Raw genomic sequence first — 22718 nt, forward strand, 5'->3', positions numbered from 1 at the left:
AGCTTATCCCCTCCTTGCCATGACCTGGAGGGCCTTTTTGAGCAGGTCCTCCGCTGACATGTCCGCCGTCACCTTGATGCGGTTCATGACGCCTGAGATTTCATTTTGGGTGTACCCTAAGGAAGCAAGCGCCTCCATGGTTTCCGTCAGGGCAGAAGCTGGGCCTTCTGGAGCGAGGAAGCCTCCATTTGATTCGGGCAGCGGGCCTTCTGGTCCCGTCAGGTCCTTTAGCTCCAAGAGCATGCGTTCTGCCGTCTTTTTTCCAATGCCTGGAAGCTTGGTCAGGAATTTCACATCCCGATTCTTGATGGCAAGCAGGAAATCGTCCACCTTTGACGCGGAAAGGATTCCTTGTGCCACCTTCGGGCCAATGCCGCTTACCGTAATGAGCTTTGTAAAAAGACCATAGGCCTCCTGGGAAAGAAAGCCGTAAAGGGTCAGGGCATCTTCCCGGACGGCAAGGTACGTATAGACCTTGACCTTATCATCAAGGACCATGCGTCCCAAATCCGATGTGTTCATGTAGATGCGGTAGCCGACACCTTGGGTTTCAACGAATGCATAATTGCTTCCAATCGTATCGACGCGTCCTTTGATAAATCCAATCATTTGAGTTTCTCCATAAGATCTTTTTCGCGGACAAAATTAAGGCCTGTAATGGCAATCGCAAGGGCATCTGCTGTATCATCCGGTTTCGGTTCTTCCGTTAAGTGGAGCAGCTTCATGACCATATAGGTCACCTGTTTCTTATCGGCCCGGCCCGTGCCCGTAATGGCCTGTTTGATCTGGATCGGTGTATATTCATAAACCGGCAGATCGGCCATGGCCGCTGACAGGACGATGACGCCGCGGGCCTGTCCAACTGCAATGGCCGTTGTGACATTGCGGTTAAAAAAGAGCTTTTCTACGCTCATGAAATCCGGCTTATACTCCTTGATGAGGCCGGTCAAGGCTTCATAGATGATCTGGAGCCGTTTTTCCGGCAGCATATCCTTATCGGTCAGGATGGATCCGTAATGGATGGGAATGAGCCGGCTTCGTTCCAATTTCACCAGACCGTAACCGCAGATCGCGGTCCCCGGATCGATTCCGAGTGCTAACATGGGGCCTCCTTGATCACAATCCATTTCCTTATATAACAAACAAGCCGGCCCTGGTAGTCCCAGACGGCCGGCCCAAATCCAAGCTTATTCCTCGTCAGGCAGATCTGCGTTGGTGTACACATCCTGCACATCGTCGAGTTCATCAAAGCTGTCGATCATTTTCTGTACTTTTTCTGCATCCTCACCGGTAACGGCAATGGTATTGTCAGGAATCAAGGACAGTTCGCTCATGGCAACGTTGATATTGTGGTCAGCAAGGGCCTGTTCCACAGCATCATAATCTTCCGGAGCGGTCGTAATGACATAGGTATCATCGTTGGTTTCCATGTCCTCGGCACCCGCTTCGAGCGCAATTTCCATCACTTCGTCCTCAGCCGGAGCGCCTTCCTTTTCGATGGTGAAAAGGCCTTTGTTCTTGAACATCCAGCTTACACAACCAGATTCACCCATATTGCCGCCCTTGGAAAAGACATGACGCACATCGGCAGCTGTACGATTGCGGTTATCCGTCAGAGCGCTGATCATAATGGCAACGCCGGCAGGACCGTATCCTTCATAGGTAATCTCTTCGTAGTTCGATCCTTCTGTCGTCCCTTCGCCTTTGGCGATGGCGCGCTTGATGTTTTCTTTCGGGATGTTATTGGCTTTGGCCTTGGAAAGGGCCAGCTTCAAGCGCATATTGCCCGTTGGATCGGAGCCGCCCATCTTGACAGCAATGGTGATTTCACGGCCGATTTTCGTGTTGATCTTGCCGCGCAAGGCGTCGGCCTTTCCTTTTTTGAACTTTATATTGGCCCACTTGGAGTGTCCGGACATACTGAATTCCTCCCAACAAAACTGTGTACTACCCGCCTATTCTATCACAAAGCGCTTATTTGCGCAAATAGACGCGTTCCATGTCAACATGCTTGACTTCGTTCTGGGCAAAATCGTTGTCGCCGGCACATTTGACCTTCGTTGTGTCAGCAAAGCGTTTGAGAAGAACACGCGTAAGCCCCGGTTCCGTGAGTGATCCCGGACCATTGAGACAGCCCTTGACACAGGCCATACCTTCTAGATATTTGATGTCAAGCTTGCCATCCTGGTAATCCTTGAGTGCTTTGAGACATTCTTCCAGACCATTGCAATAGTGGCTGTTTACCGTGATGTCATGGAATTTTTCCGTATAGTCGTTCACGGCCTTACTGACGCCGGCTTCCTGAGGGAAGCTGCATCCATCAGCGGAAGAATCAGGCTGGAAGTCCTCGGCTTCCAGTTCAGCCGGGTTGATTCCTTGGCTGTCCATCATGCACTTTAATTCCTCAAAAGTCAGGGAATAATCGATTTCATCCGGATGCTCGCGGGCTTCGACTTTCTTTGCAATGCAGGGACCGACAAAGACCGTGATGGCACCAGGATCATTGTGTTTTACAGCCTTGCTGCGGGCCACCATCGGGGAAACCGTATCGGAGATGCAGTCAGCAAGGGCCGGAGCATGACGCTTGACCGTTGCCACAAAAGCAGGGCAGCAGGAACTTGTCAAGAGTTTCTGGTCGCCGTGCTCCACCTTTTCCACGTATTCCTCAGCTTCTGAAATGACCGTCATATCTGCCCCAACGGCAACTTCCTTGACTTGCGTAAAGCCCAGCATGCGGCAGGCTTTTTTGATCTGACCGGGAGAGACCTTGAGCCCGAACTGACCGACAAAAGAGGGCGCCAAAAGCGCATAGACGCTGCGATTTTCAGCCTTGAGGTCCTGGATAAGCTGTACAATGTGGCTCCGTTCCTCGATGGCGCCGAAGGGGCAAGCCCCACGGCAGGCACCGCATTCCACACAGACATTTTTATCGATTTCCGCCTTTTTGTCAGCCCCCATATGAAGGGCGTGGACCTTGCAGGCATTTTCACAGGGACGGGAGATTTCAACGACAGCGCCATAAGGGCAGGCCCGTTTGCAGTTGCCGCATTCAACACATACATCATAATCAATATGGGCACGGCCCTGATATACGGAAATGGCCTTTTTCGGGCAGCCATTCATGCAGCGATGGGTCAGACACCGGCGGCAGACATCCGTAATCATGTACTTATTCACCGGGCAGGCCGAGCAGCCTTCCGGCAGGACGGCAATGACATGCTGCGTGCGGTCAACCGGTTCCGAAACGGCCTTTTTGGCAGCTTCAATGATATTCAGGTCCGTATCAAGACCTAAGGCTACGTTGATGCGTTCCTTCAAAACGGCCCGTTCCTTGTGAACGCAGCAGCGCAGACGCGGCGAATCCTCTTGGACGATCTGGAGGATGTCGTAGACATGGTCTGGCAGATTCCCATCATAGGCCATCTTCGAGAGCATGGTCAGGACTTTCCGTCTGATTTGCGTAATTTGAGTGACTTCCATTTGATACCCCTTCATCATATGTTTAAAATCTATGGACACTATGATATCATACTTCAGCTAAAAAAATAAGCCTCAAAACCATAAAATCCTCGTAAAAATGCTACAAAATTTACAAATTAATAGTCATTATTGCCTATCCATTGTTAGAATTATTTGTCTATTCAGTGTGGACAGATAGGGGCAGTATCAGGCTCGGCGCAAAATACATACCAATTTCCCACAAATTCTTGCCTCCACTATTTAATTCCTTTATGGACGTAGGCGAAACAGGGGCTTCTGCAATCCGTAAAGTCCTAGGAGCGGCCCGACCGACAGCGGGATTGTTTCAGGCGTCTTCACAATTTGGATTGTGGTACGGGACTTCTTACGAATCGCCATGCCTTCCTGGCTCTCAAAAGACTCTTTTTCCAAGCAAAGAAGGTCCCTAACTCTATCGAATTGGGATGATTTGTGCTTCCGAGTAAAAAATAAGAGGCGGCCCCACCCTACTTAGCTGCACTTTGTAACAGGCAAAAAAGACTGCGAAAAATGATGGTTCATTTTTCACAGTCTCTTATCGTTCTTATCTTAGTCAATGGCAAGAATCTTCTTGACTTCCTTTTCCATTTCGCCCGGGGCCACGATATCGCTTTCCCGTTCCGGCAGGCCGCGCAGTTCCTTGAGGCCCTGCGGAATGTCGATTCGAGCCTTTTGGCTCAGCTCATCCATGGCCTCAAAAGCCGTCAGGACCTTGCCTTCATAGTCATCAGGATAAAGGGCCCGCAGGACCACATCGCTGAACTTGAACGGGCTGGCCGTTGAAAGGACAATGCCGTACGTCTCGTCGCTGGTCATGAGGCGATACTTCTGTAGGGCCTTATAGGCAACAGCTGAATGGGGATCAAGGACATAGCCATAGTTATTGAAGACATCACTAATTGTTTCCTGGGTTTCGATTTCATCGATCCAAGCCCCAAAGAAGTCACTGACAACGGCATCCTGGATATCACGTCCAATGGAATAGGTGCCTTTTTCCTGGAGGGCATCCATCCACTCGTTGATTTTCTCAGAGTTATGCTCGGTCTTTTCATAAAGGAGCCGTTCCAAGTTACTTGAAACAAGGATGTCCATGGACGGGGAAATGGTTCGATGAAACTCGCGGTTCCGATCATAGGTCCCCGTGTTGATGAAATCGGTCAGGACATTGTTGCTGTTTGACGCGCAGATGAACTTCTTCACTGGCAGGCCCATGAGCTTGGCATAGTAGCCGGCAAGAATATCACCGAAGTTGCCCGTGGGAACAGAAAAGACGATTTCCGTACCATTTTGGATACGTCCCTTTTCCACAGCATCGGCATAGGCGCTGAAATAATAGACGATCTGCGGCACCAAGCGGCCCCAGTTGATGGAATTTGCAGAAGAAAAAGCGCAGCCTTGCTCCTTCAGCTCAGCTGCAAGCTCCGCTTTGCCAAAAAGCAATTTGACCCCAGTCTGGGCATCATCAAAATTGCCTTCAACCGCAACAGCATGGACATTATTCCCCCGTTGCGTCGTCATCTGCAGGCGCTGGGCATCGCTGACCCCGCCATGGGGATAAAAGACGATGACTTCTGTATCCGGCACATCACTGAATCCGGCCATAGCCGCTTTTCCCGTATCGCCGCTTGTCGCAACGAGAATCACGCTCTTTTTTTGTTCGCCCGTCTTGCGGACGGCTCTCGTAAGGAAATGAGGCAGGATCTGGAGTGCCATATCCTTAAAGGCACTCGTTGGACCATGCCATAGTTCCAGAATATCAGTATCCTTTTTGAGAAGATGAAGCGGCGCTGCAAAACCGCCAAACTTTTCTTTGCTGTAAGCAGCTGAAACACATTCCCGAAGTTCCTCCTCCGAAAAATCCGTCAGGTACCGGGAAAGGATCTGTACGGCACGGTCGCCATAAGGCTTACCCTTCATGGCATCGATCTCAGCAAGGGCCACAGGAGGAAAATCCCGGGGCACAAAAAGACCGCCGTCTTTGGCCAGCCCACTGGAAATAGCGTGGGCAGAGCTCACCATATCTGTTTTACCTCTTGTACTTACGTATAACATAGTCCCCTCCACTTCTGCTTTCGTATTCGTATCATAGCATAGTCAAATTCGATGCGCAAGCATCGTGTCTGATGAGTAACAGTCATTTTTTCCGCTCCTGCTCCAAAGAACGCCCAGGGCCATCTGAGGGCCTCATTCATAAAGGATGGCATCGTCCCCGCTTTTTTGCTTTTAACAGGGACCTTCCTTTGCTATAATGGGAAGGAACATGAAGGGAGACAGTGGACGAAAAAAGCCCAGCCGACCTGTTGCGGCTGTCCCCCGATAGGAGTTGACGCATTATGGAAATCAAGATTGCATGCGCACAGGTGGAAGTGCGCCCCGGACGTCCCGAGATCAATCTGCGCCGGGCCCTCGAAACCATTGAAGAAGCAAAGCGTGCCAGCATCGATATTCTCATCTTTCCTGAACAGCTGATTCCAGGCTACCTCTTAGGTGACCTTTGGGAGCAGCGCGCTTTTTTGCGTGACTGCCGCGATTACGGGAAGGATCTCATTGCAGCCACGCAGGATATCTGCGTCATTTTCGGCAATATTGCCCTTGATGAAAGGGCTGTGAATGAAGATGGCCGGCCCCGCAAATATAATGCCGCCTTCATTGCCCAAGATGGAAAACTCAAAAAGGGTGGCCTGTCTCAGGCTTTTATCAGCAAAACGGCCCTGCCTGACTACCGGGAATTTGATGACAGCCGGTATTTCCACAGCTTGGCAAAACTCCTGCCCCATCTTCCGGGGAAAACCCTGGAAGACCTCATCCAGCCTGTATCTGTGACCATCAGGGGGAAAGAAGTGAAGCTCGGTGTCTTTATTTGCGAGGACGGCTGGACCGAAAACTATGATTTCAATGTTCCACAGATCCTGACTAAAAACGGGGCACAGCTTCTTATCAATATTTCCTGTTCGCCCTTTACCCTACAGAAAAACCGCAAACGCGGGGAGCTCTTTAAAAAACAAGCAAGGGACTGCGGTCTGCCGCTTCTTTACTGCAACAGCGTAGGCATCCAGAATAACGGGAAGAACATCTTCACCTTTGACGGCTGCAGCACCTTTTATACAAAGGAAGGAAATGTGCTCTGCGATGCGCCTTCCTTTGAGGAGGCCTTCCTTACCGGCAGTTTTGATACCGAAACAGGAGCCCTTTCCTCAACCGGAACGGTCCATCCAAAGATGACGGAAATCGAGGAAATCTACCATTCCCTCTATTATGGAGCTTCAAAGTTCCTGGACCAGCTAGGCATCCGTAAGATGACCATCGGTCTTTCAGGCGGGATTGATTCAGCGGTAACGGCTGCTTTTTATGTGCACATCCTGGGCCCGGAAAATGTGCTTCTCCTCAACCTGCCATCACGCTTTAATTCGAGCCTCACCAAGGGCCTTGCCCAAAAGATGGCAGAAGCCCTGGGTACCCACTATGCCGTGATTCCCATTGAAGAATCCGTATCCCTCACGGAAAAGCAGTTGCAATCCGCAACCATCCATGATTATGGCACGGGAAAAGACGAAACCCTTTCCGTATCGTCCTTTGCCCTTGAAAATATCCAAGCCCGTGACCGTGGAGCCCGCGTTATTGCCGGCATGGCTTCCCTTTGGGGCGGCGGCTTTTCCTGCAACTCCAATAAGTCGGAAATGACCGTTGGCTATGCCACCTTTTATGGAGACATTGCCGGTGTCATGGCTCTCATTGGCGACCTATGGAAGCACCAAGTCTATGCCCTGGGGCGCTATCTCAATGAACAGGTCTACCACAAGGATGTTATTCCTGATGAAGTCTTTACGATCAAACCGAGTGCTGAACTTTCTCAGAAACAGACCGTCGGTACGGGCGGCGATCCCCTTCACTATCCCTACCACGATTATCTTTTCCGCGCCTTCGTCGAAAGCTGGGGAAAGCAGGCACCGGAAGAGTTCCTTGCTTGGTATCTGGATAGCACCCTGGATGCTCGCATCGGCTGTGAAGAAGGCCTATCCCATAAGCTCTTTCCCGATGCGGCCTCCTTTATCAGCGATCTCGAACGGTGGTGGAACCTTTTTTGCGGCCTCTCCGTTGCCAAAAGGATCCAGGCTCCGCCCATCCTTTCCATTTCAAAGCGGGCCTATGGCTATGATCATAGGGAGTCCCAGCTCGGGCCCTATTATTCCCGCCACTACCTGGAAATGAAAGCAAAGGCCCTATCATGATGGAAACCCGCTTGAAAGCCTATCGCGGAGCCATGGTGGCAGCCCTCTACGCAGCCCTGACCTTGGGATTGGCACCTGTAAGCTACGGTGCGGTCCAGGTGCGGGTCTCAGAATTCATGACACTCCTTGCCTTTTATGATAAAGGCCTTATTCCGGGCCTTATTCCGGGCCTGACTTTGGGCTGCCTTATTTCCAATGTAGGAAGTCCTTTCGGCATTACGGATATGCTGATTGGCACCTCGGCCACCTTCCTGGGACTTTATTTCATGCGCTTTTGCAGATCCGCCTTCCTGGCAAGTTTGATGCCCGTTTTTTCCAACGGCCTTCTCATCGGGTTTGAGCTCAACTACATGGCGGACCTGCCCCTTCTTCCTACCATGGGGTACGTGGCCCTCGGAGAAATCATCAGCGTCACGATTTTAGGAAATCTGCTGCTTCCTTTGTTCTTAAAAAATGAGACCGTTCGAAACATCCTTGATCTAAAAAACAAGAAGCCTTGAAGGTTATCGCTGCTTCAAGGCTTCTTATTTTTTAACGCGGCAGACATGATTTCCTTTTATCAATGCCTATAGATGATTTATGCGTTCAAGCTCTTTACAAAATCCTCACCAAATTGTTCACAGGTTTCAAGGCCTTTTTCATCAGGCATCCACAGCATCTTAAGTCCTTCATTCACAACCGTGAACCCGGCTAAATCAAGAAGCTCCGAAATCTGTTTCACTGAATCGCCGCTCCAGCCGTAACTGCCGAAGGCAGCTGCTTTCTTATTTTTGAACTTCAGGCCCCGGATCATTTCCATCATGCTTCCAATAGAAGAAAGGAAGCCATAATTGATTGTTGGTGAACCAACAAGGATGGCCTTTGATTTAAAGACTTCCGTTATCATATCATTCTTATCGTCAACGGCTGTATTGAAGAGTTTGACTACAATCGTCGGATCAGCCTTTTTGATGCCTTCCGCAATCTTTTCTGCCATGCGCCGCGTCGCGTTCCACATGGTATCGTAAAGGATGGTCACCTGATTTTCCTGATAAGCCTGGGCCCATTTCTGATACGCCTTTACGATGGATAGCGGGTCTTTCCGCCAAATCACGCCGTGACTTGGGCAAATCATGGAAACAGGAACATTCATGGCAAGAATCTCGTCAATCTTTCTTGTCACCATGGGACTGTAAAGGTTGAGGATATTAGCATAATACTTCATGGCCTCACCATAAAGGGCAGCCTGATCGGCTTGATCATTAAAAAGATCTTCACTTGCAAAATGCTGGCCAAAACCATCATTGGAAAAGAGGATATTCTCACCCGTCATATAAGTGAACATCGTATCAGGCCAATGCAGCATGGGAGCTTCAATGAAAATCAGCTGATGGGTCCCAAGATCCAAGGTATCCCCCGTCTTTACATTGACAAAATTCCAGTCCTTATGATAAAGACCGCGCAGGATGGCTTCTCCCTTCTTCGTGCAGTAAATCGGCGTATCCGGAATTTCTGCCATCAGGGCCGGCAGGGCACCGCTGTGATCGTTCTCATTATGGTTCATGACGATATAGTCAATCTGGTGAAGATCAATTTCCTTTTTTAGGTTTTCTACAAACTCATCGTCATAAGGTTTCCAAACCGTATCCATGAGCACTGTTTTTTTATCCCTAATGAGATAAGCATTATAACTGGACCCCTTTTCCGTCGAATACTCATGACCATGGAATTCATTCAGTTCCCAGTCAACCTTCCCAACCCAAGTCACCGTATCTGTAATTTTCTTTGCCATAAGACACACTCCTTTATCATGCTGCAAATTGTCACCTGCGGCCTTCATCATCGTGACAAGAAGGGACCTCCGCTTGATGGATCCAGTATACGTCCCGCATGCAAAAAGAACCGTTGTCCAAACAACAAATGCATAAAAAACCAGAAGCCTCGAAGGATGCATCTTCAAGACTCCTGGTTTAGAGGGAAAGGAAGGGTTTGCCCTATGGGGCGTCCGCTTGAACCTTATATCGGATAGGTTCATTATAGGGACCTATCCACCCACTGTCAACCCAATTTGTCTTTAAGTTAACATAAGGATAAAAAAGATTCCCTGCCCTCTCCTGAAGGAAAGAACAGGGAATCTTCCGCCAGTTAGTGCACCTGCATCCAGTCCGATGAATCAGAAGCAGTCGCAGTTAACCATGAAGAAGGATCTCGGATGAGCGCAGACCGGGCAAACCTGAGGCGCTTCTTCGGCTTCTACGATATGACCGCAGTTGGAGCAGATCCAAACGGTCTTTTCGCTGCGTTTGAACATGGTGCCGTCTTCTACCTTTTGGAGGAGGGCCTTATAGCGTTCTTCATGATGCTTTTCAATGGCACCGACAGCGCGGAATTTGAAAGCCAGTTCAGGGAAACCTTCCTTATCTGCCGTTTCAGCAAATTCCTTATACATATCGGTCCATTCATAGTTTTCGCCAGCAGCAGCATCTTTGAGGTTCGTTACCGTATCAGGAATGGAACCGCCATGAAGGGCCTTGAACCAGATCTTTGCATGTTCTTTTTCGTTCTTGGAGGTTTCCAGGAAGTTTGCAGCGACCTTTTCGTAGCCTTCTTTCTTAGCCACACTTGCATAATATCCATACTTATTGTAAGCCTGGGATTCACCAGCAAAAGCAGCCTGAAGATTTTTTTCCGTTTGCGTACCTTTTAATTCTTTCATGATGATCTCTCCTTATACCGTATTTTTTATTACCCTCTCTCGGTAACAACTAGAGTATACCACGTATCCTAAACAATAGCAACAACTTTTTAAGAATTATTTTTAAAAAGGAATATAATCATGATGAATGCCCATCTCAGCGTCATTTGCACTTTCATCAGGGCTTAGGATTTAGGAGAAAGAAAAAGGCGAATTGGCAGATTGGAAGATCCAGGCGGTGAAAAATGCAAGGTCGCCTCCCCGTTTTCCGGAATGGTTCCAAGAACCATGGTCTCACCGTCATGGGACCAGCCAAAGGCCAGTCCATGTCCAGGAATCTTTATTTCCTTAGCCTCTTCGCCATTCATGGAAAGAAGGCCCGCGCCGGCATAAGGTCCGCCATATGGATTAAAGCGCAGGACCGTGTCCCGCTTTCCTTTGGTCGGAAGGATGACATCATACATGACCCCATAATTGCCATAATTGACAACCTTCTTACCCGTTGTCGCGTCTGTTCCCCGCACATAGGGATTGAGGACGTCGTCAGCAAGTTTGATGCCCCAGGTTTCCAGTTTATTCGATGGGTACGCCTCTTGAAGCCGAACATGGACATCGGACGCAGGGAAGGTCCCGCGCAGGACATGATCCCCTTCATCAGGAGGCAGGATGCCATATGCGTCAAGGGCAAGACCCAGATCGGTCTTTACAGGAATCATCATGACGGAAACTTCTACAGGCCGGTCCGACTCTAGGTTGACAATGCCCGTCACTAGTTCCTGGGGACGGATGATGGTCGGTTTTTGGAGCCCAAGCAAGTCAGTCATCCGGCTTATCCTCAAGGGATCTGTTTCCTTTTGCTTGCCATAGTAGCGGATCTGGGCCTCTTTTCCGGCTTCCAGCCAGTCACGGTTAGGATCTGAAATGCCATTTCTTCCCAGCTGCACGAGGGCCGGACGAATCCCGGTTCGGCGCAGGACGATGGCAAGCCGCTTGCTGCTGTCCGTATCATTGACATGGTGGAAAAAAAGACGGAACTTGCCCTTGACCGTATCGCGGTACATGACACCGCATTTTTGAACCATTTCCGGACTATCCGAAAAAAGAAGGTTAGGCCCATCCTCGTGGATAATGACCTTTGCCTCTGTATAGCGGGGAACCCCGTCATCCCAGCGTGCATCGGCCGCCTCTCCGGTCCCGGACCAGAATGAAAGACAAGTCAAGCCCGCAAGAAGGGTTTCCAGGAATTTCTTTGTTTTCATGCGAATCTTTTCTCTTCCTTTCTATTGTGTCGTAATCTTCATTGTACCATATAAATGTGCCGTCCTTGTAAATTTTTGCGGTTCATTATATGAAATTTCCTTTTTTCTAAAATCGTAAAAGAATTTTTCCAAATTATCAGAATAATAGGTTATAATAGTTTTATCATGATTCATGGAGCTTATGATTTTTTTCAATAAAGGAGTGCTTATGATGAACGTCAATGTGGTAAAACTTGATCCCAGCGGCAACATCACGCTTTTCGTGCTCTCTCCTGTTCCTGTGGATGATCGGCGGGAACTCAATGATGCTTTGCTTTCAGCAGATCCTGACGCCGAACAGGCAGGCTGCCTTTCAGGAAGCGGCCGCTCCGTCCACGTTGAAATGATGGGTGGTGAATTCTGCGGCAATGCCTCCCGCTCCGCAGCCGCCTATTGGGCCCACGTCCATGGAGAAGAAGGGGTCTTTGAAGTAACCTGTTCCGGCGCAAAAGCCCCCATGGAAGCCCGCGTCAAAAAGCTTGGCAGCACTCCCCCCACCTATGACGCGGAAATTGACCTGCCGCTGCCCCTATCCATAACAGAAGAAGCAATGAGGGTTGGCGAAAAAGAAGTCTCCCTCATCCATGTCGTTCTTCCCGGTATCGATCACTATGTCTATTTTACGGAAGAACTTGATGCCCTGTCCCCTATGGACTACTGGCTTGCCCTTAAAAACAAGGTGAGTACTGGGCCGCTTCCCGATGCATATGGGCTCATCCTTGTAGAAGAAAAGTCGGCCCGCATGATTCCCGCTGTGTTTGTGACCGCAACAGGGACCCTCTATTGGGAGCGCAGCTGCGGCAGCGGCAGTGCGGCAGCGGCGGCAGCGCTAGGCCTGCGTCATCAAAAATCGCTTGCCCTCATCCTCAAGGAACCGGGCGGCCCCATTTCCATCAAGGCAGCCATGAAAGACGGAAAACTGACAGGCATCACCATCGGCGGGCCAGTCCGTATTGACGCGTCCTATGAATTTACGTTCTGACTGCAGCACACCAAAACGGGGAAATCCGTTGACAAAATGATGCTTCAATGCTAGAATATCTTCGTTGCACCAAACCCGTGCCGAAGTGGCGGAATTGGCAGACGCACTTGACTCAAAATCAAGCGCCCTCAAAGCGTGCCGGTTCGAGTCCGGCCTTCGGCACCAATTGAAAAAGCAAGACCATCGCGCCGCGATGGTCTTTTTTTGTGTCCAGGCATGGCGCAATTCAATAAAGTGAACGTCCTGCCACAGGAAGTTACCGCCAAGTACAGCAACCCGCAAACGGGAATCAGCGGTGCTAAAAGGGAAGAAGTTGTATTGCAAAAACGAGGGACCCCATTTCTATTTAAATCGCCGCGAAGGCGGCAGAGCCGCCTGTTCTCTGCAAGAGGTCCTGCTGCCTTGAGGAGGACGGCCCAGAGGGTCTTATTCAGCTCACTTTCGCTCTTAGCTCCCTTGTTATTTTGATGACAGATCACTCTATTCCATGGGAGACCTTCCTTTATTTTGATAAGCAGTGTCTGGACAACATAATCTTAACAATAAGGGGTTTCCCGTTATTTTGCCGGGATGATGTATCCCCTACCGAGAAAGATGTTACGCTTAGCCCATAGGTTCACGGTTTGCCTTCATTTTTCTTCGAATCGTTCCTTTTCAGGGTTCTTTTCCTGTGTTATAACAGAAAACAATGACAGACCCCAGACTTACGGGGCCATCCCAAAACACAACAAAAAGGAGACGATTTCATGCACCTGCGGGCAGCTGTCATCAACGATCTTTCCGGCCTGGGTCGCTGCTCCCTTACGGCGGACATTGCCGTTCTTGCCGCCATGGGTATAGAAGCCTGTCCCCTGCCCACAGCCGTACTTACAGCCCAAACGGGCTATGAAGGATATCATTCGGTTTCCTTGGCATCCCACATGGAAGCCTATCGGCGCCACTGGAACGCGCTCGGGATCACTTTTGCCGGGATTCTCTCAGGCTATCTTGCGTCCCCTGAAGCAGCCTATCAGACAGCTGAATTTGTTGACACGTTTCACCATCCAGGCGTGACCTATCTCTGCGACCCAGTCCTAGGGGATCAGGGACGCGTCTATAAGGGTTTTACGGACGCTTCCATCGAAGCCATGCGGAGCCTTGCGGAAAAGGCCGATTTCCTCACGCCGAATCTTACAGAGTTCTGCCTTCTTACAGGTACAGAAATGGATGCCATCATGAACCGAGAAAAAGAAGATAAAGATGCCCTTTTTGCCATTCTTACTCAAAAAGCTGCCGCCTTTTCCCAGACAGATCTTGTCATTACAGGCATTCCCCTAAAGGGTGAAAAAAGCGGAAAGGAAATCTGCAACCTTATCATTTCCAAAGGCAGCAGCCACCCCGTGATATTCCCTCATCTAGGCGGTTCCTATTCAGGAACGGGCGATCTTTTTGCGGCCGTACTCCTTGCGGCACGCCTGCACAAAGAGGGTCTCGTCCCCAGTGTCAATAAAGCAGGCCAGTTCATTGCAAAAGGCATTACTGCTGCACAAAAAGAGCATACCCCCGGTAACGCCGGCATTGATTACGAGCCTTTTCTCCCTCTCTTACGTTCCTCAAAGGAGGATGGTCATGATTCAGCCCATGCGTGAAACGCGGCTCCGGCTCCTTACCCTGACTGGAATCTTTGCCGCCCTTATTTGTCTTTTTACGGCCTATATCTGCCACATCCCTGTTGGTCCAAATGGCGGCTATCTCCATTTTGGCGATACGTTCATCTATGTGGCCGCGTCCCTCCTGCCTCAGCCCTATGCTCTTCTTGCCGGCGCCATTGGCGGCGGCCTGGCGGACCTATTGACGGCTCCCATGTGGGCACCGGCAACGATCATCATCAAAATGCTCATTACCCTGCCCTTTACGTCAAAGGCCCCAACGCTTCTTTGCCGCCGCAACAAGATTGCTCCTTTTCTTTCCTGGATCATTTCCACCATGGGCTATTATCTGGCAGAAGGGCTCATTTTTGGCAGCAAAACCGCACTTTTGACCTCCATCATAGGGAGCGCCCTTCAATCTGGCGGCAGCCTCCTATTTTATGGGTTCATAGCCATCCTTCTTGATAAAAGCGGCGTCAAGGCAGCCCTATTTCTTCCTTTGGAAAGGAGTGCGACCCATCATGGCTCAAATTCTCTACACGTATAAGGACGGTGTCTACGCCAACCTCACAAACAAGTGCAACTGCCGCTGTACCTTTTGTATCCGCTTCCAGCATGACGGCATTGGTGATGCGCCCACCTTGTGGCACAAAGTAAACCCTACCTGGAACCAGGTCAAAAAAGCCATTGACGCCTTTGATTTTACCGGTTTTCAGGAACTTGTTTTCTGCGGCTACGGAGAGCCGACCTGTGCCCTTCCCCTATTGGAACAAACGGCTCGTTATGTACGCCGCCTCCATCCAGGGCTCAACCTTCGTCTCAATACGAACGGTCTTGGCAGCCTAGAAAACGGCCGCGACATCGTACCAGAACTGGCAGGGCTGCTTGATTCCGTTTCCATCAGCCTCAACGCACCGGATGAAAAGGAATATAACCGTGTAACAAAGCCCACCCTCACCGGTGCTTATAAGGCCATGCTGGACTTTGCCAAAGCCTGCAAAAAGAGCATTCCCGATACGCGCATGACCGTTGTTGATGTCCTTTCGCCCGAGGATATTGAAAAAAGCCGCAAGGTCGCGGCCTCCTGCGGCATCAAGCTCCGCGTCCGCAAGTTTGGCTGACGGGCCCCGGCATACTGGATCGTTCTTCTGACGAAAACAAAAAAGTTCCCTTTGAGCCTCATCAGCCCAAAGGGAACTTTTTTTATTTCAGTCAAATTTACGGTCGTAAAGGTCGCTCTTTGTGAGGAATTCTTCAACCGTTTCAAAACCGAGCTGTTTTAAGAGTTCAATCACATAGGGGTTTTCGGCCGGCGTTTTGTACGTTGATTCATCGCTGTAGGCCATAACATTCAGTTTTCCCTGTTCCTTAGGGACAAGGGCCTTCGGTCCGCCGACGCAGCCGCCGCGGCAGCCCATACCTTCAAAGAAGTTGCCTTCTCGGTTCCCTTTCAGGATTGAATCGATCATGGCCTTACAGTCAGGCACACTGTCGGCGCGGCGCACTTTGACTTCAATCTTGCGGTTTGGATCAAGGCGTTTTACCGTTGCGGCAACAGCCTCTGCCACACCGCCAGCATAGGCATACCGAATGCCCGCTCTAGACGCGTGTGGTACATTATCTTCTTCCAAGTGCTCAAGGTCAATATCAGTCGTCGTAAATAGGTCCCGCAATTCCTCGTAAGTGAGGACATAGTCGATGGCCCCCTTAAGGTCCGGCTCCTTGATTTCGGCTTTTTTAGCCATGCAGGGCCCAATAAAGACCGTCTTGGCATTGGGGTGCAGCACTTTGACTGTACGGCCGCCAGCAATCATAGGAGAAACGGAGCCCGGTACATTGGGCATCAGTTCATGATAAAGACGGCGAATCATGGCAATCCACATAGGGCAGCAGCAGCTCGTCAGCTGGAAGTCCCCCTCTTTATTGACGTTCTTGTTAAATTCCAGTGCTTCCTTGAGCGTCAGGATATCGGCAAAGACAGCCACTTCGAGCATCCCCGAAAAGCCCAACATCTTTAAGGCCGTGCGCAGGCGGCCAGCCGTGACCTTGGAACCAAACTGACCGGAAAAAGCCGGCGCTACAAGAGCGTAAATCGGTGTTTCCGCTTTCTTGAGTTCTTCCACAACGGGAATGATATCTTTCTTGGTCTTTAAGGCATCCAGTTTGCATGCGTCGACGCAGGCCTGACAGCCTACGCATTTATCATTATCAATGGAAATCCCGTCCTTGCCTGGATGCAGGGCATCCCAGTGGCAGACCTGGGCGCAGCTGCCTTGTTCCTCTTCAGAGCAAGTGCAGTCCTTGGCGCGCCAAACAAGACTCGTTTCTTCCGGATGGGCCAGGCATTCAATCATCTTGGGATCGGCGTCCTTGATGTCCGTAACGTCCTTTCCTTCCACAGCACGAGCGAGCATTTTTTTATACAGTTCATCCAGTGTAAGCATATTGACTCCCCTCTAAAATACGGCATGCTGCCATTTTTGCGGAGCAGTGAGCGGTGCATTCACATTCACACTCCACAGCCTCACGTTGCTTTGTATTACATTATATACAATTTAGACAATCTTTGTCGACCATCCTTCAATATTCCAGACCTCGTCAATCCAGTCTTCATAAAAATCCGGTTCGTGGGAAACAAGGATCAAGGTTCCCTTATAGTCCTTGAGGGCACGCTTTAGTTCTTCCTTGGCCTCCACATCAAGGTGATTTGTCGGTTCGTCAAGGACGAGCAGATTGGCCGGCTGCTGCATGATCTTGCAGAGCCGCACCTTGGCCGCTTCACCGCCCGAAAGGGCCGTCATCTTGGTCGTAATATGATCATTGGTGAGGCCGCAGGCGGCAAGGGCGGCACGGACTTCGGCATTGGCCATGCCCGGGTATTCCTGCCACAGTTCCTCAAGGGCCGTGTTCTGGTTGCCCTTTGCGCTTTCCTGCTCAAAATAGCCGACGGAAACAAATTCCCCTCGTTCCACAGTTCCTGCAATGGGCGGAATCATGCCAAGCAAGGTCTTTAACAGGGTCGATTTCCCAAGGCCGTTCGTCCCACGGATGGCAATCTTTTCGCCCCGCTCGATCTTGAGGTCCACCTGTTTTGTCAGGGGATCGTGATACCCTAGGACAAGGTTTGTGCCTACAAGGACAAAACGAGAAGGCGCCCGGTCTTCCTTGAACTGGAAATGGGGTTTGGGTTTTTCGGCACGTTTTGTAAGGACTTCCATCTTGGCCAGTTTCTTCATTCGGCTATTGGCCATCCCCCGCGTCGCGACACGGGCCTTATTACGAGCAATGAAGTCCTGTTCTTTTTTGATTTCTGCCTGCTGCCGTTCATAAGCGGCATCCAACTGGCGCCGTTTGATGGCCACCATTTCCTCAAATTTTTCGTAGTTTGCCGTATAACGTGTGAGACCCAGGTTATCGACACGCCAAATGACGTTCGTTACGGCGTTAAGAAATGGCACATCATGGGAAATGACAATAAAGGCATTCTCATAGTTTTGCAGGTAGCGCGTAAGCCACTCAATATGTTCCGCATCCAGATAATTGGTCGGTTCGTCAAGAAGCAGGATGTCAGGATGTTGAAGGAGGAGCTTTGTAAGAAGCACCTTCGTGCGCTGACCGCCCGAAAGCTCATCGACCTTATGATCAAGGCCAATATCGCGCAGTCCAAGGCCCGCCGCGACTTCCTCGATTTTTGTATCAAGGTTGTAGTAATCAGCCGCCTCCAACCGTTCCTGGATTTCGGCCGTATCCGCCATGAGGCGCTCCAGCTCGTCCGGTGAAGCCGATGCCATCTTATCGTAAGCGGCAAGCATTTCCTTTTCCTCATCGACAAGATCCTGAAAGGCCGTGCGCAGCGTTTCGCGGATGGTCTTTCCCGCCTCAAGGGCCGCGTGCTGGTCCATGTATCCAACCTTCGTACGCCGCGCCCAGGTGATCTTGCCATCATCAGGGGACAGTTTTCCCGTAATGATTGACATAAACGTCGACTTGCCTTCACCGTTGGCACCGACAAGGGCCACGTGCTCCCCCTTTTCAAGGCGGAAGGAAACATCCTCAAAAATCTCCCGGCCGCCATAGCTGTGGGACAGATGGGCAACATCAAGTATACTCATGGGTCTCTCCTTTTTGGTCTCGTAGCAAAGTAGTCCCGCCTATTTTACCAAAAAAGGCGACAATTGAAAAGAGTCGTTGCCGACGCATCTTGTTCACGCGGATATAGCGATTCGTGTATGCTGTGAATTCAGGGCAAAATCGGCCTGATTTGATGGGGAAGCGGGGCTCCTCGCAATTGGATCCATCTGAACCGAATTTACAAAAAACAATCGGAGAAAAAGACCGGAACGCAAAGGGCCGTAAGAAAAGACGGCAAATTAAGCCCAAAACCGACGTAGACGTAGGTTCGGTTTTGGGCCCTTCGCTTTTATTATAAGACGGGGGCTTTTGAAATGTAGAAATCACGATAGCGGCTGGAATGATCTATGTTCAGTCTTTTGCCTTAGTACTCGATGCGCAGCATCGATCCGCCTTGGGTAAGGCGGGGAATTGAAACCAGAAAATATCCACTGAAGTGCCAGCAAAAAGCCGAAAAACATGGTTCACAGGGTAAATGGATTCGGCCCCCTTCAAAGAAGGGACGGTTTGGAGCCAGCGTTGTGTTTTATCCCCTCGCCTTTTCCAATCTTTTTCGGATTGCCTCCAATCGGTCTTCCCCCACACCCAGGACCTTTTGGAAGGGCTCATCAATGGGGATAACGGCAAGGTTGTCGGGATGGAGCTCCTTTACGACGCGTTCCAAAAAAGCCACGCTTTTTTCATCGTCATTATAGCCTTTTACGATGGTCACTTCAAAGATGAAGCGGCCGTGATACTGCGCCCGGAAGGCTTTCATATTGGCAGTATATTGCTCCAAGGTATAACCGGAAAGGGGCCGCTGACTTTTTTGGAAACCGGCATCCGCAGCATTCTTGAGTTCGCCGATAACGGCCTCACAACGATTGGCAAGAGCCTGGTACTCGGGCCGATGCAAGAGGTAGCCATTTGAAAGAAGCCGCACGGCAGCTCCTTTTTGATGAATGAAGTCAATGATACGGGGCAAGGCCTGATGAAGCAAGCTCTCCCCATGACCATTCAGGAAGACTTCCTCGATCCGCTCTTCCTCCATGCGGCGCCCCAAATCATCAAGCGCTTTTGTTACGTCCCCCAAATCCTGGATTTCATCCGTCTGATGCCGATCTTCTTTCCGGTCAATGGGACAATAAATGCAATTAAAGCTGCAGTACGTTTCAGGCAGGATATTGACTTCAAGGATCCGCTTGCCCTCTTCTTCATAAGGGGCTTTATAAATGAATTCGTCCATCAGGAATTCCTCCTTACCTAACAAAAAATAGACATGCATCGAATCGGCGTAATTGATGCGTCAAATAAAATGAGGAAAAGGGTACGCCCCCTATCCCTTCAAGGCCTACTGGAACAGGGCGACGTACCCGGCGGTACAATATTGTGCTTGACGCCCTTACTATACCCAGCATTTTCCATCGTGTCAATGACAAACCGCGCCATTACCCGTTTCCCGTGCTATAATAGGGGCGAAATCATTTACAAGGGAGACGATATGCATGCTTGACAAGAAAACTGCAAAACTCATCAATGAACAGGTAACCCTGGAATTTTACTCCGCCTACCTCTACCTTGACTTTGCCAATTTCTACACGGATCAGGGTCTTGATGGCTTTGCCCACTGGTTTGAAATCCAGGCCCAGGAAGAGCGCGATCATGCCATGCTCATGAGAACGTACCTGCAAAACAACAATGTCCATGTCGAATTTGGCACCATCAATAAACCGGAAGGAAAATATAAGGATCTCATGAGTCCGCTCACAGCCGCTCTTGAGCACGAACAATTTATCACAAAATCCATCAATAAGATTTATGGGGCCGCCCATGAAGAAGATGATTACCGGACCATGCAGTTCTTCAACTGGTTCGTCAAAGAACAAGGAGAAGAAGAAAAGAACGTCGATGACATCATTAAAAAGATGAAACTCTTCGGCAGCGACCCCAAGAGCCTCTACGCCCTGAACCAGGATCTTTTGGCCCGTGTCTACGCCGCTCCAACGTTGGTCCTCTAAAAAAAGAAAAACTGGCCTGTCTAGGAGAAAAATCCTGGATGGGTCAGTTTTTTTTGGAGAAGTCCTTACTTGTCCTCTCCCTTTTCCCGCTTGATATAGCGGTACACTGTCGGTTCGGACAAATGAAGCTGACGGGCAATCTCGACGACAGCGCCCTTCATCTGGTGGATACCGGCGTTCATGAGATTGCGGATGACCGTTCCTTTTTCCTCCCGCGTCATCCGTTCCGGCGGTACTCCTACGGCCCTCATTTCACTTGCTACCATGCGGGGCAGGATATCCCCGACGGGCGTATCCATGGATTCATCCGTATCATCGAGGGCTCCCTCAAGATTATAGGCCTTCTTCAATTTTTGCAGGACAAGGTCAAGCTCTGTCATAGCGTCCATATTGCGGTTGATGCACAAAAGCCCAATGACCTTTCCTTCATGCTTGATAAAAAACGTGGACGAAACAAAATTCTTGTTCTTGCTGCGTCCGTTATAGTTTGCCATATAGTCCCGCTTCACATAGGCCTTTTCCTCCATGATCTTGATGGCAAGGTCCGTAAAAGGACTGCCTACCTTGCGGCCAGTGTGAAATCCGTTTGCAATGGCAATCACGGAGTGTTTGGGCTGGGAAATATCGTGGAGCAGGATTTCACAGCTTTCGCCCAAGAGTTCTGCCAAAAAGGGCACCAATGCCTTATATGGTTCAAGAAGCGGATTATATTTCATGATTCCATCTCCCTAGAGATTGAAAGTACCGAACTGCATTGGAAATGGAATGACTAGCACTTTCCTTGGTTTTCTATACGTATTATTGTATCTTCCATGATGTCATAAGTCAATTCGTGATTCTTTGCCTCAAAAGAAAAATATTTTTTGTCTTTTTGCGAAAAGGATGACAAAAGAGGTCCTTTGGCACAAACGCCTAAAAGGACCTCCTTACGTCTTACCTTCCCTTCTGTGAGGGGAGGCGTCAAGTTAGGCTTCACCCTCAGTTTCAAAAGAGACTTCTTTTAAAGGAACCAGCTTATTGCCGGCAATCTTATTGACCAGGATGGCAATGGCACCGTCACCCGTTACGTTGCAGGCGGTTCCAAAGCTATCCTGTGCCAGGTATAGGGCAATCATGAGGGCCTGCTGATCAGCCGTAAAGCCCATCATGCTCTGCAGGATGCCCAGAGCAGCCATGACAGCACCGCCAGGAACGCCCGGGGCGGCAACCATGGTGACACCCAGCATAAGGATGAACCCAAACATGTTGCTGAATTCAATGGGTCTGCCGTTAAGCAGCATAACGGCCATGGTGCAGCTCGTCAATGTAATGGTGCTGCCCGACAGATGGATCGTGGCGCAAAGGGGAATCACGAAATCCGCAATCCCCGCGGCGACCCCGTTCTTTTTCGTAGAGGCCAAGGTAACAGGAATCGTAGCGGCTGAGGACTGGGTCCCAATTGCCGTCATGTAAGCTGGAAGCATGCCTTTGAGCAGTTTGATGGGATTGCCGCCTGCTGCCGAACCAGCAAGGGTGTACTGAACCACAAGGATGACAATGTGCAGGCAGATGATGACAAGGAAAACTTTGGCAAAGACGCTCATGATGGCGGCCACCTGCCCAGCGTGGGTCATATTCGCAAAGATCCCGCAGATGTGAAGCGGCAAAAGCGGAATGATGATGCTGGCAATGAGTTTTTCAATGATGCGCTGGAATTCGTGGGATCCCTTTCGCAGCAAGTCATCCTGGCAGACGGCAATGCCAATACCAAGGATGAACGCAATGAGAAGGGCACTCATGACTCCCATCAAGGGCGGCATATCAATGGTAAAAAACGGATGGAGCAGCCCCTTTTCGGGGTTAGCCAGATCGCGGGCCATATCAGGGGAAATGATATGGGAAAGAAGGGCATGATTCGTGAAAAAGGCCAGGCAGCCAGCAATAACGGTGGAGCAATAGGCAATGAGGGTGGTCACGCCAAGGAGCTTACCGGCTGACTTACCCAAATCGGCAATCCCGGGGATAATGAAACCAACGATGATCAGGGGAATCGTAAAGCCTAAAAAATTACCAAAGATAGAGTTGAATGTTGCCAAAATTCTGACTATACTAGGTAAATTAAGATTTCCAATCACAATACCTAAAATAATTCCGAGAATCAGGCGTGGCAGTAAGCCGAGTTTCTTCATGTGAGATGCCTCCCTTGTGTTGTTGGACGTTGTCCGCTTTTTACTCTCGTATAAGAATAGTACCATATCGCCTAAAGAAGCGCAAGCTTATTTCTCTTTTTGAAAAGAATTAT

20 protein-coding genes and 1 tRNA gene are annotated in these 22718 nt (G+C 50.0%); 8 read left to right on the top strand and 13 right to left on the bottom strand.

Translation table 11 applies throughout. The features are described from left to right. Positions 1 to 3 precede the first annotated feature (3 nt). The 5 genes from ruvA to thrC all read right to left on the bottom strand — a co-directional run bounded on the left by ruvA (position 4) and on the right by thrC (position 5550). Entirely contained in the window at positions 4 to 609 is a 606-nt protein-coding gene (gene ruvA, locus HMPREF1246_RS07825) for a Holliday junction branch migration protein RuvA (RefSeq protein ID WP_009016300.1), read from the bottom strand. Then, complete coding sequence (ruvC, locus tag HMPREF1246_RS07830) at positions 606 to 1103, bottom strand: crossover junction endodeoxyribonuclease RuvC (RefSeq protein ID WP_009016299.1); 498 nt, start codon at positions 1101 to 1103, stop codon at positions 606 to 608. Before ruvC ends, ruvA begins: the two co-directional genes overlap by 4 nt. Positions 1104 to 1187: 84 nt before the next feature. After that, entirely contained in the window at positions 1188 to 1919 is a 732-nt protein-coding gene (locus HMPREF1246_RS07835) for a YebC/PmpR family DNA-binding transcriptional regulator (RefSeq protein WP_009016298.1), read from the bottom strand. 55 nt (positions 1920 to 1974) lie between these two features. Next, positions 1975 to 3480 (bottom strand): 4Fe-4S dicluster domain-containing protein, encoded by a 1506-nt coding sequence (locus HMPREF1246_RS07840; RefSeq protein WP_009016297.1) that lies wholly within the window; start codon positions 3478 to 3480, stop codon positions 1975 to 1977. 567 nt (positions 3481 to 4047) lie between these two features. Beyond that, on the bottom strand, positions 4048 to 5550 hold the full coding sequence (gene thrC, locus HMPREF1246_RS07845; RefSeq protein ID WP_035224612.1) for a threonine synthase: 1503 nt from the start codon (positions 5548 to 5550) through the stop codon (positions 4048 to 4050). A gap of 281 nt (positions 5551 to 5831) precedes the next feature. Between thrC and nadE the strand changes: the two genes are divergently transcribed. Continuing rightward, on the top strand, positions 5832 to 7727 hold the full coding sequence (gene nadE / locus HMPREF1246_RS07850; RefSeq protein WP_021737177.1) for an NAD(+) synthase: 1896 nt from the start codon (positions 5832 to 5834) through the stop codon (positions 7725 to 7727). Next, complete coding sequence (locus tag HMPREF1246_RS07855) at positions 7724 to 8227, top strand: QueT transporter family protein (protein WP_021737180.1); 504 nt, start codon at positions 7724 to 7726, stop codon at positions 8225 to 8227. The genes nadE and HMPREF1246_RS07855 overlap by 4 nt, the downstream gene beginning before the upstream one ends. Positions 8228 to 8304: 77 nt before the next feature. Here the strand turns inward: HMPREF1246_RS07855 and HMPREF1246_RS07860 are convergent, their stop codons facing one another. The 3 genes from HMPREF1246_RS07860 to HMPREF1246_RS07870 form a co-directional block, all read right to left on the bottom strand. Further along, positions 8305 to 9498 (bottom strand): anaerobic nitric oxide reductase flavorubredoxin, encoded by a 1194-nt coding sequence (locus HMPREF1246_RS07860; RefSeq protein ID WP_009015966.1) that lies wholly within the window; start codon positions 9496 to 9498, stop codon positions 8305 to 8307. Positions 9499 to 9879: 381 nt separating this feature from the next. Then, the gene (gene rbr / locus HMPREF1246_RS07865) at positions 9880 to 10422 is read right to left on the bottom strand and encodes a rubrerythrin (RefSeq protein ID WP_009015965.1); all 543 of its coding nucleotides are present in this window, start codon (positions 10420 to 10422) and stop codon (positions 9880 to 9882) included. 164 nt (positions 10423 to 10586) lie between these two features. Beyond that, positions 10587 to 11660, bottom strand: a complete 1074-nt coding sequence (locus HMPREF1246_RS07870; protein WP_021737173.1) for a hypothetical protein — start codon at positions 11658 to 11660, stop codon at positions 10587 to 10589. A 208-nt stretch (positions 11661 to 11868) separates the two neighbouring features. Between HMPREF1246_RS07870 and HMPREF1246_RS07875 the strand changes: the two genes are divergently transcribed. The 5 genes from HMPREF1246_RS07875 (at position 11869) to HMPREF1246_RS07895 (ending at position 15430) form a co-directional block, all read left to right on the top strand. Beyond that, positions 11869 to 12681: a hypothetical protein gene (locus HMPREF1246_RS07875; protein ID WP_021737176.1), complete on the top strand. Its 813-nt coding sequence runs from the start codon at positions 11869 to 11871 to the stop codon at positions 12679 to 12681. A 79-nt stretch (positions 12682 to 12760) separates the two neighbouring features. After that, positions 12761 to 12846, top strand: a tRNA-Leu gene (locus HMPREF1246_RS07880). 581 nt (positions 12847 to 13427) lie between these two features. Next, the gene (locus HMPREF1246_RS07885) at positions 13428 to 14309 is read left to right on the top strand and encodes a bifunctional hydroxymethylpyrimidine kinase/phosphomethylpyrimidine kinase (protein WP_009015962.1); all 882 of its coding nucleotides are present in this window, start codon (positions 13428 to 13430) and stop codon (positions 14307 to 14309) included. Beyond that, positions 14290 to 14856 carry a TIGR04002 family protein gene (locus tag HMPREF1246_RS07890; RefSeq protein WP_021737200.1) on the top strand — a complete coding sequence of 189 codons (567 nt, stop codon included), beginning with the start codon at positions 14290 to 14292 and terminating at the stop codon, positions 14854 to 14856. Before HMPREF1246_RS07885 ends, HMPREF1246_RS07890 begins: the two co-directional genes overlap by 20 nt. After that, the gene (locus HMPREF1246_RS07895) at positions 14831 to 15430 is read left to right on the top strand and encodes a TIGR04100 family radical SAM protein (protein WP_021737197.1); all 600 of its coding nucleotides are present in this window, start codon (positions 14831 to 14833) and stop codon (positions 15428 to 15430) included. Before HMPREF1246_RS07890 ends, HMPREF1246_RS07895 begins: the two co-directional genes overlap by 26 nt. 87 nt (positions 15431 to 15517) lie before the next feature. Here HMPREF1246_RS07895 and HMPREF1246_RS07900 read toward each other — a convergent pair whose 3' ends face one another. The 3 genes from HMPREF1246_RS07900 to HMPREF1246_RS07910 all read right to left on the bottom strand — a co-directional run bounded on the left by HMPREF1246_RS07900 (position 15518) and on the right by HMPREF1246_RS07910 (position 19665). Beyond that, positions 15518 to 16753 (bottom strand): [Fe-Fe] hydrogenase large subunit C-terminal domain-containing protein, encoded by a 1236-nt coding sequence (locus HMPREF1246_RS07900; RefSeq protein WP_009015959.1) that lies wholly within the window; start codon positions 16751 to 16753, stop codon positions 15518 to 15520. A gap of 111 nt (positions 16754 to 16864) precedes the next feature. Further along, a complete protein-coding gene (locus tag HMPREF1246_RS07905) occupies positions 16865 to 18421 on the bottom strand; it encodes an ABC-F family ATP-binding cassette domain-containing protein (protein WP_021737193.1) in 1557 nt (518 codons plus the stop codon). A gap of 545 nt (positions 18422 to 18966) precedes the next feature. Next, positions 18967 to 19665: a radical SAM protein gene (locus tag HMPREF1246_RS07910; RefSeq protein ID WP_009015957.1), complete on the bottom strand. Its 699-nt coding sequence runs from the start codon at positions 19663 to 19665 to the stop codon at positions 18967 to 18969. Between the two features lie 259 nt (positions 19666 to 19924). Here HMPREF1246_RS07910 and HMPREF1246_RS07915 point away from each other — a divergent pair, with 259 nt between their 5' ends. Further along, the gene (locus tag HMPREF1246_RS07915) at positions 19925 to 20437 is read left to right on the top strand and encodes a ferritin (RefSeq protein ID WP_009015956.1); all 513 of its coding nucleotides are present in this window, start codon (positions 19925 to 19927) and stop codon (positions 20435 to 20437) included. Positions 20438 to 20502: 65 nt separating this feature from the next. Here HMPREF1246_RS07915 and HMPREF1246_RS07920 read toward each other — a convergent pair whose 3' ends face one another. Both HMPREF1246_RS07920 and HMPREF1246_RS07925 read right to left on the bottom strand, forming a co-directional pair. Continuing rightward, the gene (locus tag HMPREF1246_RS07920) at positions 20503 to 21153 is read right to left on the bottom strand and encodes a transcriptional regulator (protein ID WP_021737184.1); all 651 of its coding nucleotides are present in this window, start codon (positions 21151 to 21153) and stop codon (positions 20503 to 20505) included. 249 nt (positions 21154 to 21402) lie between these two features. Continuing rightward, positions 21403 to 22605: a dicarboxylate/amino acid:cation symporter gene (locus HMPREF1246_RS07925; protein ID WP_009015954.1), complete on the bottom strand. Its 1203-nt coding sequence runs from the start codon at positions 22603 to 22605 to the stop codon at positions 21403 to 21405. Positions 22606 to 22718: the final 113 nt, after the last annotated feature.

Origin of the sequence: Acidaminococcus sp. BV3L6 (genome assembly GCF_000468835.1) — a bacterium.
GTDB classification, from domain to species: domain Bacteria; phylum Bacillota; class Negativicutes; order Acidaminococcales; family Acidaminococcaceae; genus Acidaminococcus; species Acidaminococcus intestini.